Origin of the sequence: Bacillus australimaris (assembly GCF_001307105.1) — a bacterium.
Taxonomy (GTDB): domain Bacteria; phylum Bacillota; class Bacilli; order Bacillales; family Bacillaceae; genus Bacillus; species Bacillus australimaris.
Genome location: NZ_LGYN01000029.1, coordinates 137697 through 154543, shown reverse-complemented (window position 1 = coordinate 154543; position 16847 = coordinate 137697). Strand labels below are relative to the sequence as shown.

General features: G+C 43.6%; 7 protein-coding genes and 1 riboswitch. All 7 genes read right to left on the bottom strand.

Translation table 11 applies throughout. The features are described from left to right. On the bottom strand, nucleotides 1-7998 hold a 7998-nt coding region (locus tag AKG37_RS17150), incomplete at its 3' end, for an amino acid adenylation domain-containing protein (protein ID WP_060699919.1). Nucleotides 7999-8138: 140 nt separating this feature from the next. After that, a riboswitch (cyclic di-GMP riboswitch) is annotated at nucleotides 8139-8232 on the bottom strand. A 367-nt stretch (nucleotides 8233-8599) separates the two neighbouring features. Beyond that, the gene (locus tag AKG37_RS17145) at nucleotides 8600-9403 is read right to left on the bottom strand and encodes an ABC transporter permease (protein ID WP_060699918.1); all 804 of its coding nucleotides are present in this window, start codon (nucleotides 9401-9403) and stop codon (nucleotides 8600-8602) included. After that, nucleotides 9396-10265 (bottom strand): ABC transporter permease, encoded by an 870-nt coding sequence (locus AKG37_RS17140; protein ID WP_060699917.1) that lies wholly within the window; start codon nucleotides 10263-10265, stop codon nucleotides 9396-9398. Before AKG37_RS17140 ends, AKG37_RS17145 begins: the two co-directional genes overlap by 8 nt. Further along, nucleotides 10265-11359, bottom strand: coding sequence for an ABC transporter ATP-binding protein (locus AKG37_RS17135; protein WP_060699916.1), 1095 nt, complete (start codon nucleotides 11357-11359; stop codon nucleotides 10265-10267). Before AKG37_RS17135 ends, AKG37_RS17140 begins: the two co-directional genes overlap by 1 nt. A gap of 8 nt (nucleotides 11360-11367) precedes the next feature. Continuing rightward, on the bottom strand, nucleotides 11368-12453 hold the full coding sequence (locus AKG37_RS17130) for an ABC transporter substrate-binding protein (RefSeq protein WP_060699915.1): 1086 nt from the start codon (nucleotides 12451-12453) through the stop codon (nucleotides 11368-11370). Beyond that, nucleotides 12450-14438 carry a hydantoinase B/oxoprolinase family protein gene (locus AKG37_RS17125; protein ID WP_060699914.1) on the bottom strand — a complete coding sequence of 663 codons (1989 nt, stop codon included), beginning with the start codon at nucleotides 14436-14438 and terminating at the stop codon, nucleotides 12450-12452. Before AKG37_RS17125 ends, AKG37_RS17130 begins: the two co-directional genes overlap by 4 nt. Next, nucleotides 14428-16497, bottom strand: coding sequence for a hydantoinase/oxoprolinase family protein (locus AKG37_RS17120; protein WP_060699913.1), 2070 nt, complete (start codon nucleotides 16495-16497; stop codon nucleotides 14428-14430). Before AKG37_RS17120 ends, AKG37_RS17125 begins: the two co-directional genes overlap by 11 nt. Nucleotides 16498-16847: the final 350 nt, after the last annotated feature.

Here is a 16847-nt window from a genome sequence, read left to right as displayed (position 1 = left end):
GTGAGCTTCTCCTTCAAGTGCCTCTTCAATCAACAGGACATGACCTGTGAATGATGATGGTGCAGTCAGCCCTTTCTGCATTAGAAGTACCTCTGCCCCGCAGTCTTCCAGCATGTACGCAATTCGCTGCGCTGGATAGTCCGCATCAATTGGAACGAATGCCGCACCTGCCTTAAGAACACCAAGGACAGCGGCTGTCATGTCAAGGGATGGACGGGCGAGAATGCCAACACGGTCTCCTTGTTTTGTGCCGCTCGCGATGAGTCTTGAAGCGACCGTATTCGCCCGGCAGTTCAGTTCTTCATATGTCCAGCTCGTTCCGCAGAAGGTCGCGGCTTTTTGGTGTGGTGCTTCATGTGCCTTAGCCTCAATTAGTGCATGAACTGTTTGGTCTGATGGCACGTCTAGGACAGCTCCTGACCATTCGCTGATCAGTTTTTGCTGCTGTTGCGGTGACAATAATTGCATTTGATCTAACGATTGATCTGGCGCTGATACCATTTGTTCCAGCAGATGAAGGAAATAACCCTTCCACTTTTCAACCGACGATTTTTGAAAGATAGAACAATTAAAATCAAACACCAGCTCAATGTGATCAGCCAACTCGTTACCGGTTAAGGTCAAATCAAATTTGGCGATGTTCTCTTCGAATGGCTGTGAAACAATGTGAAGCCCTTCCATTGATAAATCACGAATATCCGCATTTTCCATTGAGAACACCACATCAAAAATGGGATGACGGCTTGTGTCTCGAACCGTTTGCACCTGATCGACCAATTCTTCAAACGGGTACAGCTGATGCTCGTTTGCTTCTAACACAAGTTGATGAACATTTGACGCAAATTCAGCAGCTGTCTGATGTCCTGCTGGCTTTGTTCTAAGTGCCAGCGTATTAACAAACATGCCAATCACAGATTGAATATCAGGATGGGTTCTGCCTACAACCGGAGAACCGATGATAATATCCTCTTGTCTTGCTAACTTGCTTAAAAGGATACTGTAGCCAGCAAGCAAGACTGTATACGTCGTACTGTTGAGCGCTCTCACCAGTTCGTCCAATTTGGATTTAAGAGAACCTTCGATCGTAAATGAGACACGGTCTCCTGTGAATGTTTGCACCTTTGGTCTTGGCAGGTCTTCCGGCAGTGCCAGTACAGGCAGTTCCCCTTGTAATTTCTCCAGCCAAAATGCCTCTTCGGCTTCTTTTTGCGCAGCAGATGCCTCACTTTTTGACCAAACTGCATAATCCTTGTATTGAACAGGTAATTCCTCTAGTTTGTCTCCTCGATACAAGGCGGAAAGTTCCTCAATTAAAATGCCAACAGACGCACCATCCGAAATGATATGATGCATATCAATCAATAAATAATGGACATTTACAGAAACAGAAACGAGACCTATTCTAAGTAGAGGCGCTTTTTCTACATCAAATGGACGGATAAAGTCATTCATCAATTCCTGTATGTCTCGGCCGTTCCCTTCGATTTGTTCAATGTCTATAGAAATGTTCGTTTCAATCCGCTGTACAGGTTCACCCTGAACGAAATCAAAGCTCGTTCGAAAAGCCTCATGACGATCGACAAGCTGTTCAATTGCCTGTTCAAATCGTTTTTTATCAAAGGCCCCTTCTAGCTTTAAGGCAGCCGGCATATGATAGCTCCGCTCCGCATCAGTCATTTTCTCTAAAACAAACAATCTTTTCTGAGCAGATGTCACTGGATAATAGGCCGCCTCTTCGGCGATCTCCACTCGCTTGATCTCCGTTTGATCCGTTTGATCAACCGCAAAAGCAAACGCATCTAATGTTGGAAATTCAAATAAAGTTTTCAAGGTAAGCTCTACCTGCATCTCTTCATACAGCCTGTTCAGCATTTTCATGCCGCGCAGTGAATGCCCCCCGCATTCAAAGAAATGATCATGCCTGCCGATTTGCGGCACTTCAAGAACTTCCTCCCAAATTTGCGCCAACAGACGCTCTGATTCTGTTTGAGGCGGAACGTATTCAGTGGACGTCTGCTCACTCAAGTCCGGAGCAGGTAAAGCCCTTCTATCGACCTTCCCGTTATTCGTCAGCGGAAGCTCGTCTAATTGCATGAAGAACACCGGCATCATATACACAGGCAGTTCACGTCCTGCTTGCTCACGTAAATCAGATAATGAGACGGACCCTTCCGCTGTGAAATACGCACACAATGTATCATTCGAAGCCGCAATGACGACAGCTTCCTTAACCTGAGGGTGCTGCAGCAGCTGATGCTCAATTTCTCCAAGCTCGATACGCTGTCCTCGAATTTTCACTTGATGATCAATCCGCCCAATGAATTCAATCTCTCCATTTGACAGCCAGCGTGCGAGATCACCCGTTTTATACATGGTCTCTCCAGGGCGGAAAGGATTTTTGACAAACTTTTCGCTTGTTAGTTCTGGCTGCTTATAATATCCTTTCACAAGTCCATCACCAGCGACACATAGCTCTCCTGCAACACCCGGCGGCTGTACATGGCCAAATTCATCTACAATATAAACAGCCGTTTGACTGACTGGCTTGCCGATTGGAATGGTTAATGCCTGCTTTTCAATGTGATTCACAGGGTAATAAGTGGTGAAAATTGTGCTCTCAGAAGGTCCGTACATATGAACAAGCTTGTCTTTCCCAACCGTTTCAAGTGCGGTTACGACATGAGGCACGGAAGCACGTTCCCCGCCAAACAGCACTTTTCTTACGTTCTTCAGGCTGTCTTTTTTCATATCGATGAGTAAGTGAAAAAGAGCGGTTGTGATCATTAAAATACTGACTTTTTCCGTCTCAATTGCTCCAGAGAGCTCATTCATGTTTAAGATACGGTCCTTAGGCAGGACAATGAGTTTCGCACCGTTCAACAAAGCACCGAACACATCAAACATAAAAGCATCAAATACATAGTTGGAAAGGCTCATTACCGTGTCTTCATGATGAATGGTGAGATAATTCGATTGCTTCACCGTTCTCAAAATGTTCCGGTGTGTCACCATATTTCCTTTAGGTTTACCTGTTGTACCAGATGTATAGGTCAAATTCGCCAAGTCCTCTGGTAAAACACGCACATCTATAGGGCTGTTTGATTGCTGAGCAATTGCTTGATCTTCTGTTTCTATGATGGTTCCCTCAAAAGCAGTGAGCACAGAGCGATGGCGCAGCAATTGATGTGTCAGTAAAAATTGTGCACCGCTGTCTGACAAAAAGTGCTTCACGCGCTCATCAGGGAAATCGGGATCAATTGGTACATAGACACCGCCCGCTTTAAGTACAGACAGAACAGAGAGCACCATCTCATGAGACCGTTCAAAGAACAGGGCCGCTTTCATCCCTTTTTCAAAACCATTTTCCCGTAAATAATGAGCCAGCTGATTCACCCGGTCATCCAGTTCTTGATAAGAAAGAACCACATCCTCACATTGCAATGCAGGCTGATGACCATGCTGCTGCACCTGTGCTTCAAACTGCGTCACAATCGTTTCTTCTGACGGATAAGGCGTAGGTAAAGGATTCCACATATCTAGCTGCGCTTCCGCTTCTTGTTCAGACAGTAATCGATAGGTTTGAATAGCTTCCTGCGGCATTTGGACCATCTGTTCCAGCAGATAAACATAATGCTTGAGCATCTGATCTGCTGTATTTCGCTTAAATAGCGCCGTGCTGTAATCAAGTACGAAGGATAACCCTTGATCTGACTCCATCGCTTGCAGTGTTAAATCAAACTTTGCAATATGGAAATTGGTTTCTTCGACTTCGACCAGCATGTCTCCAATATGTTGAGCTGTTGAATGATCCGGCGCGAGTGTAAAGACGGTATCAAACAATGGATGACGGCTAAAATCTCTTGGCACATTCAGCTTTTCAAGCAGCCGCTCGAATGGATATTGCTGATGCTCAAATGCCTGCATCGTCTTTTCCTTTACTTGCTCGATCAACTGCGACATGGTTCCATTCGAATCTACCTCTGACCGCAAAGCAAGTGTCTGGACAAACATACCGATCATGTCATTCAGATCTGCATGCACACGCCCTGCCGTCGGTGTTCCAACCACGAACTCCCTTTGACCCGTGTATTTCGCAAGCAGCGTATAGTAAGCAGAAAGTAAAACTGTATATAGTGTCGTGTGGTGAGTCGCTGCAAGCTCCTGTAATTGAGCCTTTAACGTTTCATCTATTTCTCTTATGACACGATCACCTGCGAAAGACTGGACAGCTGGACGCTGATGATCGGTCAGCAGCTGTAAAGCAGGAATATCGCCCGAAAATTCTTGCAGCCAGAATGCCTCTTCCTTTTGAAAGTCTTGGTGTTCCTGCCAAACAGCATAATCTTGATACTGAAGCTTCAATGGTGCTTTCACTGATCCCTCGTAAGCATCTGACAGCTCACGCAGCATCAAATCGATCGAAAGACCATCTGAGATGAGATGATGCATATCGAAAAAGAGCAGATGCTCCTGATCATGTAATGACTGCAAACCAATTCGAAGGAGTGGTGCACATTCAAGATCAAAAGGTCTGACAAATTGCTGCATATTTTCTTCCATCGTGCGACCTGTCAGCTGATCAATTTGAAAGGACACTGATGGAGCGATCCGCTGACGAGGAACACCTTTTATCGTATGAAATGAAGCACGCAGCATATCATGACGTGTGATCAGTTTTTCAAAGGCTTCAGTCAGTTTCTCAAGCTGTAGTGTTCCTTTTAACCTCACAACAGCAGGCATATGATAGGCAGTGCTTTGCTCCAATTGACTCACCATATAGACGCGCTGCTGTGGAGGTGACAATGGATAATGATCTGCTGCTGGCGCTTTTGGTATCACCGTTTCAGAAGACTTTTCTGCGTGTGCAATGTAGTCAGCCAAAGCAGCAATTGTCTGCTGTTCAAATAAAACGGACAACGGCACTTCCACTTGAAAGTCTCGCTGAACCTGTGTAAGTACGGTCATCGCTTTAATCGAATGCCCGCCTCGTTCGAAGAAAGAATCATATACCCCGATCTTCTCTTCACCAAGAATGTCTTCCCATAAACGAACGAGCTTCATTTCTACATCGTTTCTAGGCGCAGTATAAACCGCATGAACCACTTTCTCGCCTTTTAATGCAGCAAGTGCAAGGCGGTCAACTTTCCCGCTGACTGTGAGTGGAAATGCATCGAGTTCTTTGAAATACATCGGCATCATGTAATCTGGAAGCTGATGCTTAATGACCGATTGCAGCATGTCAACTGACACATTTTCTTGACGAGCCTGATAGTAAGCACTTAACGCCTTTTCTCCATCCGCTTCATCAACCACTAGCACGACAGCCTTATCAACTCCTTCTACCTGCTCCATCACCGCTTCAATTTCGCCTGTTTCTATGCGGTAACCCCTTATTTTCACTTGATCATCCATTCTGCCCAGATAATCAATCGTCCCATCCGGAAGCCATCTGACTAGATCTCCCGTTCGATACATCCGCTCATGTGGAGAAAACGGGTCTGCCGTGAATACCTTCTCCGTCAACTCAGGCTGATTCACATAGCCTCGTCCAACACCTATCCCGGCAATGCACAATTCTCCTGCAGCCCCGTGCATCTGCAGTTGGTCTTGTTCATTTAAAATATAAATACGGTGATGACCAAGCGGCTTTCCGATCGACACATACCGCTGTTCAGATGATTCTTCCAGCTCACTGAGATTCAGACGATGAACTGCCGCATCTACACATGTCTCAGTTGGACCATATACATTCCACAAAGTAAAATCAGGCTGACTCATATGAACCGCTTCGATGAGAGAGCGTGCTGCTTTCGCAGGCAATGCTTCTCCCCCAATCAACATGTGGGTCAATGACAGCCCGTCCAAATCTGCTGCAAGTAAAAGCTGCACATGAGCAGGTGTTCCATCAGCCGCTTCAATTTGATGTTTTCTGTAATAAGCTGCTAGCTGAACACCATTTCTCGTCGTTTCTCGCGGGATGATATGAAGCGTATGTCCAAATAAAAGGGCAGCAAAGATTTGTTTCACAGATGCATCGAAATGGAATGGTGCAAGAAGCGCCATTTGAAGTTCATCCGTCCCTTGATACATCTCATGATGCAAAGCATGGACCAAATGATGCAGCTGAAGATGCTCAATCATGACACCCTTCGGCTTTCCAGTCGTACCCGATGTATAAATCATGTAAGCCAAATCCTCTGGCACCGTCTGATCTACGAGCTCAGTCATAGAACCTTCATCTAATAAAATTTGCTGCTGCACGATTAATTTTTCTGAGAGGCCTGGGTACATTTGAATGATCGATTCCTCTGTTAACACAATGGAAGCACCTGAATCCTCTACAATAAATTGAATGCGCTCCTCAGGTAATGCCGGATCAATTGGTACATACGCTCCGCCAGCCTTTAATATGCCGAAGACCGCAACCATGGCATCTGCCTTTCGATCCATCAAAACTGCAACAGGCACATCACGCGAAATACCTTTCATTTGTAAAAAACGCGCCAGCTTTTCTGCCTGTTGATGCAGCTCTCCATAAGTAATGGATCCATTTTCTGCTACAACGGCTGTCCGATCTGCATATTTGTTCGCTGTCTCATCAAACAGGTGATGAACTGGTCTTGCTGCTGGCTTTTCAAACGATTCTCCTTCACCTAATTGCAGCAGCTCCTTTTGCTCACCTGCTGAAAGTAAAGGCAGTGTCCCGATCAGCTGATCAGGCTGAGAGACTGCCGCTTCTAGCATGATCAAGAATCGATCAAACATCTTACTCATTTCTTCTTCAGTGAATACATCTGTACGGTAATCCAAATCAATGGTCAATGTATCTGTATCCCAGCGGTCTTTCACATGTATTGAAATATCATTCATTCCGCTCCCGCTAAAAATTGGTTCAGTAATGAAAGACAGATTCTCTTTTTTCTGCCACTGCATGACCTGATATTCTAAAGAAATATCAAAAAGGCGCCCTGTAAATCCTTCTCTTTCTCGCAAATCATTCATGAGCAGATTGTAAGGATACTTTTGGTGACGCAAGATCTTCATTTGATCCGCCATGACCTGTTTCACGAAATCAAGAAACGATTGCGATCCTTGAACAGATGCGCGCATTGGGATCGTGGAAACAAACATCCCAATCATCTTTTTTTCTTTGGCATTCGTCCGGTTTCCCATAAAGGTTCCAAGAACAACATCCTCCATGCCGCTAAAACGATGTAAGTAAATGTAGACAGTGGACATAAACATCGAAAGCATACTGACTTTCTGTTCTTCACAAAAGACACGAAGCTTCTCTTTTAAAGAATGTGGAACATCTCCCGAAAATCGCTCCGCATGTAAACTCATCTCGTAGCCCTTATGGGGTTTTAAAGATGCGAAGTCTGGAATACGAGCAAATTGCTCATTCCAAAAAGCTTGATCTTTTTGAAAACGTTTAGAAGATTCATAGGTTTGCTCACTCATGATGTGCTCAACGAAGGAAATCTCCTCAACTGGCGAAATGTCCACACCTTGCAGCATCTCATGATATAAATCAATAATGCGATTTCCCATTAAAATAATGGAAATACCATCCGCCACAATATGATGTGCTTTACAGAACAGCCAGCACTCTTGATCACTGATTTGAAAGACCGTAAATTCAATCAAAGGGCTATCAATTAACGGCATCGGCTCACGAATTTGCTCGTTCGCCCAAGCTCTTACTTCTTCTTCACTCCAGCCCTTCTCCATGCGAATCGGCTGTTTTTCATATGGTTTGATATATTGAACAGGCTCCTCCTGTTCATGTCGATACACGAGCCTCAAACGAAGAGTGTCAGTTTGGCGAATGTACGCTTGCAGTACATCAACGACCAAAGAAGGGTCCAGACCTGATACTGATCTTAATCTGGCGAATCCACCCAAATTAGAAATACTTGTACCCGGATAAAATCTTTCCGTGTAGAATACTCGCTTTTGCGCATGTGTTAAGGGGTAATATACTGTATTCATTCTCATCCTCCGCCTCTTCTATGTTTTCTCCACCAATTCCACCCTGCACCCTCTATATCAAAAGAACCAAGTCTATTTCATTAAAAATAGACGGAATAACAGAAAAGGAGCCCACCCCGAATAAAACGGAGGGACTCCCATTTTGATTCGGTAGCCTGCCGACCATAGCAAAAAAAGAATCATTTACCTTAGGACATGGCTTTGCGTCTCTATGTTTCCATAGATTTGCCTTTTTCTTCTTTTCTTTTAGATATTTTCTATTTACGTACACTTTATATGAAATAATTGTTTTTTTCACCGAAAAATGGGTGTAAAGATTCATGCGTCTTGCCGAAGGAATCACATGATAATTGACGATATTTACCGAAAATAACTAATAATAGTTGCGTTCAACCGAAAATAATCGACTAAATACCGCAAAAATTTCATGATTTTCCTTAAAATTTGAAAATATGACCGAAAAAGTAGGATAGAGGTCTCCTTTCGTCCCTCACAAACTCTTAAATCTTAAGAACTACATTTCCTGAAAAATTGATTTTTTTACTGTAAAAACAACAAAAAAAGAGCTGCCATTTCAAAATGACAGCTCCTTGTTTCTTCATTATATTTACATCACCTTAGACAGGCCAATCGTTTTCTCAATAATGAGCAGCGCAATGATAGAAATGATAATAAATATGACAGATATCGCATTGACACTCGGATCAAAGGTTTGCTCAATGTAATTAAAGGTCCTGACGGGAATCGTAATGGTTTGAGGAGAGGAAACGAACAAACTGATCGATATTTCTCCAAAGGACGTCACAGCTGAAAACACCCCGCCTGCAATGATTCCTGGCTTAATCAAAGGCAGTGTCACTCGAAAAAATGTGCGAATAGGTCCTGCACCAAGGTTCATTGAAGCTAACTCAAGCCGCGGATCTAAATTCGAAACACTCACGCCTACCGTTCGAACCACATAAGGGAAACCAATGATGACGTGACCAATGACAAGCGCCCACAAAGACCCTGTAAAACCCATAGCCGTAAACAAGTAAAGCATAGCAATTCCTAACACCACCTGAGGAATCATGAGAGGCGACAAAATAAAGGCTTGAACAGCCTCCTTTCCCTTAAAGGAAAGCCTCGCTAAAGCATACGAAGCCATTGTCCCTAAAAGAACCGTGAGAGGCGTCACAATGAATAGCAGAATCACACTGATACGCAGAGATTCCATCCATTCTGGATTGGACACGACCTCATGAAACCAACGAACAGAGAACGAAGTCGGTGGAAATTCAGGAAAGGCATTTGGACTAAAAGCAGAGAGGACGATCACAAGAACTGGTATGGTTAAAAAGAGATACACCAATGATCCAGCAGTCCAAATCAGGAACGAAAGCAAGCGGTCACCTCTTGACTTTTTACGCATGCATCCTCGCCTCCCAACGCTTCAATAAATAGCTTAATAAACTGACCACCACAAGTACACAAACCAACAATGTAAAGGACATTGCTGCGGCAAGAGGCAGATTATACACCTGCATGACCTGCTGATAAATAGACAGTGGCAGCAGCGGCTGCATCCGTCCACCGACTAACAGCGGGGTGATATAGCTTCCTGCTGCCAGTGAAAAGACAATAATCGCGCCAGTCACCATGCCTGGAATGGTCAGTGGTAAGGTGACATGAAAAAAGGTTCGAATACGGCCAGCTCCAAGACTCATAGAAGCCGGTCTTAAATGACGATCCATATCGGTTAAACTTGTTGCGATAGGCAGTACCGCAAATGGCAGCATCACTTGGACATACGCAATAATGACCGCATTCATATTCCACAGCATAGAGAGCGGCTTCTCAATCACATGTAAATCTAGCAGCATGCCATTGATTAGACCATTTTGGGAAAGAAGAACAATCCATGCAAACGTCCGAATCACCACACTCGTCAAAAGCGGCGATACAAGCAGGATATAGAAAAATGCCCGCAGACGCGGATTAGGTGCCTTGACGAGCACATATGCTGCGGGGTATGCCATTAATAAACAAATCACCGTTGTCTGCAAAGCCACCCACACAGTACTTCCAACCGCTTTCACATATGCATCTGTCGTGAACACATGAATATATTGAGAGAAGCTATACGTTTGTAATGTATTCATCATCGAATCGACATCACGAAAACTAAGGACGAACATCATCACAAGCGGAACTAGAAGAAATACAACAAGAAACAAACAAGCTGGCAGCAGCATAAACCAATGAAATCGTTGATTCTTCTTCTTGATTCGCATCACGTATGCACCTTCGAATCTAGGAAAACGATATCTTCAGGCTGCCAATTGATATGAACGGTTTCTCCAACTTCCGGCAGCTCGGGAAATGCTGCATCAGAAGCATGAACAATGATTTCACCTTGATCAAATTCCACAACCAAACGTAATGAATGCCCGATATAACTCACATCTGACAGTACACCTGATACATGGTTTGGCTGAGCTTCCTCCCGCTGAGAAGAGATGCTGATTCTTTCAGGACGCAGCATAAGTAACTGCTTTTCCTTCTTCTCTGGACGTGTCGCAGGAGCCTTCAGCTGAAGATGCTGACCGTTTGAATGAGTTACATGGGGAACCGTAAATGTGGCATCAGCTTCATTGTACACGGCCTCAAATATGTTCACCTGTCCAATAAATTCAGCTACAAATCGATTGCTCGGCTGACGGTATACCTCTAAAGGCGTTCCAATCTGCTGGATTTCCCCCTCTCCTAATATCCCAACCCGATCAGAAAGGCTTAAGGCTTCCTCTTGATCATGTGTGACGAGAATGGTTGTAATCCCGACATTCCTTTGAATATTCCGAAGCTCTGTCTGCATGTTTTTTCTTAGTTTGGCATCTAGGTTGCTGAGCGGTTCATCAAGAAGGAGAACAGCCGGCTGAATGGCCAGCGCTCTTGCAATCGCTACCCGCTGCTGCTGACCACCACTTAATTGGTGGGGCATCCGTTTCGCAAATGCTTCTAATTGAACAAGAGACAAGCTTTCCATCACCTTCTCTTTGATTTCCGCCTTCTTTTTCTTTTGAACCTTTAACCCGTAAGCCACATTATCAAATACAGTCAGATGCGGAAAGAGTGCATAGCTTTGAAAGACCATACCTGTCTTTCTTTGGTATGGCGGTAAAGCAGTCACATCCTGTTCACCAATATAGACAACACCTTTTGTTGGTTCTAAAAAACCGCCAATGATGTTTAATAACGTTGATTTTCCGCAGCCACTAGGGCCAAGAAGGGAGAAAAACTCTCCCTCATTCACCGTAAGACTGACATCGTTAAGCGCAATCTGCTCACCGAAGTGCTGACTGATGTGTTCTAAATGGATTTCACTCATGCGATCACCTATTTTCCTCCGCCTAATACTTCATTCCATCGATTGGTCCAATTGCCGAGCTCTGAGGTGGCTGTTTCATAATCTACCCAAGTCAGCTTGCTGTAATAATTCTCGCCAACTTTCACTTTTCCCTTAATCTTGTCATCGTATTTCACATCGGAATTCGACATGCCATAATAAGATTTTTCCGAGAAAGCCTCCTGAGCTTCTTTTCCACTTAAGTAGTTTAATAGTTTGTACGCCGCTTCTTCATGCTGATTTCCCTTCGTTAATGCCCAGCTCGCAACAGCTGCAACAGCGCCTTCTTTCGGATATGAGAAACCAATATCCATTCCTTCTTCTTCAAGTGCAAATGCTCGCCCATCCCAATATGGAACTGCCGCGACATCGCCGCGTTCTAACAACGTTTGAATCGATCCTGGGTTATCTGGAAAAGCAGCTACATGACCTTTTAATTGCGCGAGACTTTTAAATGCTTTATCAATATCCTTAGGATTTGATTCTGTCCCCCCTTGAGCATGGACAAGTGCAGAGAAAAATTGCAAACCGGCTGAATAAGTTGGAGATGAAATAGCTACTTTCCCTTTCAGCTGACTGCTCCATAGGTCAGTCCAACTGTTTGGTTCTTGCTTCACAAGGTCTTTTCTATAAGCAATTCCTAGCTGCCCCATACTAAAGCCTGCTGCATATTGTTTTCCATCAACAGTGAGCTTCTTTTGGACAGAACGGTAAAGTTTTTTGACATTCGGTGCTTGTTTTTCATCAATAGGCGCAAGAACGTTTGCTGCAATGCCTCTTTGAATCGTATCAGGCTGTAAAATAAGCAAGTCATACGGTGGATTTTTACCATTTGACGCTTTTAATTTCGTAAACCATTCAGAATCTGCACCAGAGACCGTTTGCACTTTAATGCCTGTATCTTTTTCAAACTTTTCGAGGATTGGTTTGATATTCTTTTCCCAATCACCTCCATATACGCCAACGATCACAGTTTGCTGCTCTTTGCCTTGATCCTTTCCATTTCCACCGCAAGCGTTCAAAAGTAGAACCATTGTTAGGATACCTGCAAAAATAGCGATTAATCTTCTTTTCATGATTCATTTCCCCCTTTTTGTCCATTCATTTGATGAAGTGCTTGAATAATATCTTCCTTTGTTAACGGATCATTTCTATGACTGAAATGTTGATGAACTGCATGTTTATAGTGCGTACGTTCATTCGCTGGATAGGAACGCAGCTGCACAGCTAGCTCACTGCTGGCTTCGTCCGTCCACACTTTCTCATAAGCCGCTCTTTGTTCTCCGAAATCCCACACGTCAGTAGATACAGAATGACTAGCCTTTTCACGCACCCTGCTCGTTTGCTCCTCATCCACCTTCCATTCATTTTCGTCTAAATACACTTTCACACCATATTGCTGCAGTGCTCTTTCTTCACTTAATAGACCTGCTTCCACTTCCTGAAGGACTTTTTCTTTCTTTCTAGCAAATGGATTCCCCCATCCTCCTCCACTTGGTGAAACCAATTGGACGATATCGCCTTTTTCAAGGCGCAGAACATCTATTTTTGGCTGGTCTTGTTTTTCACCATTTGCTGTGATCAGCTTGACCTCACCAACTGCACCCGCTCGGCCGCCCATTAATCCCCAAGGCTGAAATTTCATCCGTTCCATTCCTCGTGCTGTCACCATGGATTCAGGCTTCATCATTTCAAATTCCAAACCAATCGCATGTCCGCCTCGATTTTCACCTGCTCCACCTGTGTTCGGCAGAAGCTCATATCGGTGAACATGAATATCAATGTGCTGCTCCAAACTCTCAATTGGGGTATTCTTCAAGAAGCCAGACGAATGATCAATCCCATCCACTCCATCAGTACCATTTTGAGCACCGCCGCCTCCGCCTAACGGTTCGACAACAGACATTTTCCTGCCACCCGTTTGATCATCAGGAACAGAAAGAACAACAATGGCCGATTGACCTGCACCTGCTGCCGGCACTGCTTCAGGCAACAGCTTGCCAATGGCACCTAACACAACATTGTACAGCCTCATCGTAATCGAATGCCGAATCCCGACAGAGGCTGGGTATTCTGGATGCACCAGCGTTCCTTTTGGAGAAATCACTTCAATCGGATACGTAATTCCACCATTAATCGGTATAAAAGGATCTTTACTAATGATGTAATTAATTAACCCTTGATACAAGAAGGAATGCTTCTGACCATTGGTGACAAGGTTAAAGGCTGTTTTTACTTGCGGATCACACTCAGAAAAATCAAGTGTCAGCTGTTTCCCTTTGATCGTTAACTTGATTTTCAGCCGGATAGGCACGTTCGAAATCATATCATCATCTAAATAATCAGCAAATTCACTCGTTCCATCCGGAATGGCTTCAATGACCTTTCCAGCACGATCCTCGGCTTGCTTCAGCAGGTCTATCATTCCTTGTTTCACTTCGTTTTCCCCAAATTTCTCGATCATTTCTTTTAATCGAATATCTGCGGTATTGACTGCGGCAATCATCGCATTGATATCACCATCATTTAAATGACTAGCACGGCTGTTAGCTCTTAATAAAGTACGTACGACCTGATTCTCTTTCCCGCCTTCATAAATTTTCACTGGCGGAATTCTTAATCCTTCTTGATGAACATCTGTTGCTGTCGGTGAAATACTCGAAGGCACAAGTCCACCCACATCACTAACATGAACAAAAGACCAAGCATAGCTTACAATTTCATCATCTACGAAAATCGGTTTAATGATATGGACATCTGGCAAGTGAGTCGCTAAACCGTCTGTTGTATAAGGGTCATTTGTGATGATAATGTCTCCCGGCTGCATCGGTCCGCTTTCTTCAATTGCTTTTTTTAGACTAAGCCCTAAAAAGATCGTCACACCCACTGTCTTCGGATAAACAAAGAAATCTCCAGAAGGCGTGGCTAATGCTGTCGCAAAGTCAGCAGATTCTTTGACGAAGGTCGTAAATGACGTCCGTTCAATGACATGCCCCATACCTGATGCAATCGCATTAAAATAACTGCGCATCATCTCAAGCTTTGCTGGATCAGTTCTCATGTAAAGCCACCCCCTTCGAAATTACTAAGTTACCTGATCTGTCAATGCTGCCTGCCCAGTTTGGTAAAATCAATGTCGTCGTATCATCCTGCTCAATAATGGCAGGCCCATTTACGATAGAACCTACAGACAGAGTATCCCGGTTATAGACTGAAGCTTCGTATTCTTTTTCTTCTATAAAGATTCGTCTATATTCATGTGGTTTCAACGACTGTCCTTTGCTTTCATGAACAGGTGAGAAAGGCAGCGGCGGCGTCTCGCCTATGACTCGAACTCGTAAATGAGTGAACTCAATTTTTGCTTGATCATCCCTATGACCATATTGACGCTGATGCAGTTGATGAAAAGCTTCAATGAGTTGGTGGATATCTTGTTCTTGTTTCAGCCAATCAGCCGATAACGGCAATTCAATCTCAAATGCCTGCCCTTGATAACGTGCGTCTGCTAATAATAGAATGGACGTCTGATTGATATGCTGAATGTTCTGCTGACTGAACCAATCAGTCGCTTTTCGCGATAACTTCTCATAATCTTGTTTTAGTTGGTTAATTGTATAGTCTTGTAAACATATTTTCTTAGACAGCACCGCATCATGAATAAAATCGGCTGTCAAAGCACCTAAAGCACATAATGTGCCTGGACTTGGAGGAACAACCACATTTTTCGCGTGAATTTCTCTCGCAAGGAAATTCGCCACAACCGGTCCTGCTCCGCCAAACGCCAGCAAACTAAAATCTCTAGGATCAAACCCTTGCTGCTCCATGACATTGCTTAATTCTGTGTACATATTGGCTACGGCTACTTGAATCAGCTGGTCAGCTGCCTCTTCAACCGTTTTGTTGAGCTGATCCGCAATTGGCTGAAAAGCCTTTTTCGCCGCAGACAGCTGTAATTGTAAATGTCCTCCGGCAAAACGTTCTTGATTGAGATAGCCGCATATGAGAAACGCATCGGTTAAAGCTGCTTTTTCTCCCTTGCCGTATGAAGCCGGCCCCGGATTTGAACCAACTGATTCCGGCCCTGCTTTTAGTAGACCGCCCTGATCAATCCATGCTACTGAACCTCCCCCTGCTCCTATTGAATACATCGCAACAGATGGAAGAATAATAGGGAATCCTGAAAGCTGATTCGATTGAGCCATTGTAGGCTGTCCATTTTGAATAATTGAGATATCTGCACTCGTCCCCCCGACATCAAAAGTGATCAAATTGGGTTCGCTCGCTGACGCTGCAATTCTTGCCGCACCGATGACACCAGCGGCCGGACCAGAAAAAAGAGTTTTAACAGGCGAGGTTGCCGCACTTTCTGCATCCATTAAACCACCATTTGATTGTGTAATGTATGGAGAAATTGGTACACCTTCTTCTTTCAAACGGCTTTTCAATGTTTGTAAATACTGTTTCACCTTTGGCTGAATGTACAAATTAACCACAGACATCACTGTACGCTCGTATTCTCTCATTTGAGGCCATAATTCAGATGAGGTGAGAACTTCTAACTGCGGATAATGATAATTGATATAGGCTTTTGCCTGTAACTCATGAACTGGATTTTGATAACTATGTAAAAAAGAAATGACAATACCTGCTAGCTTTTTAGATATGACATGCTGAACTGCATCATCTAATTGCTGCAAATGGAGAGGTTTTTTAATCGTACCATCGTGTACCAACCTTTCAGAGATTGGATATACATGCTTACGTGGTATCAATGGTTCTGGCAAACGTGAATTGAAGTCATAAGGAATGGGTAGTCGTAAACGTTGAAGTGACAAAATATCTTGAAAGCCTTCCGTCACAAAAAGGGCTAAATCCGCTCCTTTCCGCTGTAATAAGGTATTAAGACCTATTGTCATTCCATGAACGAGGTATTGGATTTTGGATAAATCAACACCCCTTTTTTTTAGAAGATTTAGCCCATTGATAATTCCTTGAGCTGGGTCATCTGTCACTGTGGGCGTTTTGAGTTCGGTCAGCACCCCTGTTGCTTCATTTATCAGCGATAAATCAGTAAATGTTCCGCCTATATCTATGCCGAGCCGATATGAGACATCCGCCATTTGTACTTCCCTCCAACAATGTATTTAGAATCATATTTTGATAAATTACGACAAATTTTGATATTTGACTCCATATTATTAAAGCACATCGGTTTAGTCAATTTTATTTTTTTAAAATTTCTGTATGTTAAATTCTTGAAATCAGCTCAAAAAGCAGTGATAATACCATTTTGAATGAGAATAATCATTTTATGAACCACAAAATTAAAATTTTTATGAATTTCTATAAAAATGAAAAGCAAGAAATCGTGTAAAATCTGTTTTTCGAATTTTAAAAGACGTTTTTTCAAAACCAGGGGAAATTGGTAAGTAATTCTGCTATACTTCTGTTTACAAAATACGCAAACAAG

Bases quoted from the DNA above. Each gene is read 5' to 3' on its own strand.
- AKG37_RS17130 (WP_060699915.1), bottom strand. From the start codon at position 12,453: ATGAAAAGAAGATTAATCGCTATTTTTGCAGGTATCCTAACAATGGTT.
- AKG37_RS17125 (WP_060699914.1), bottom strand. From the start codon at position 14,438: ATGAGAACTGATCCAGCAAAGCTTGAGATGATGCGCAGTTATTTTAAT.
- AKG37_RS17120 (WP_060699913.1), bottom strand. From the start codon at position 16,497: ATGGCGGATGTCTCATATCGGCTCGGCATAGATATAGGCGGAACATTT.
- AKG37_RS17140 (WP_060699917.1), bottom strand. From the start codon at position 10,265: ATGCGAATCAAGAAGAAGAATCAACGATTTCATTGGTTTATGCTGCTG.
- AKG37_RS17145 (WP_060699918.1), bottom strand. From the start codon at position 9,403: ATGCGTAAAAAGTCAAGAGGTGACCGCTTGCTTTCGTTCCTGATTTGG.
- AKG37_RS17135 (WP_060699916.1), bottom strand. From the start codon at position 11,359: ATGAGTGAAATCCATTTAGAACACATCAGTCAGCACTTCGGTGAGCAG.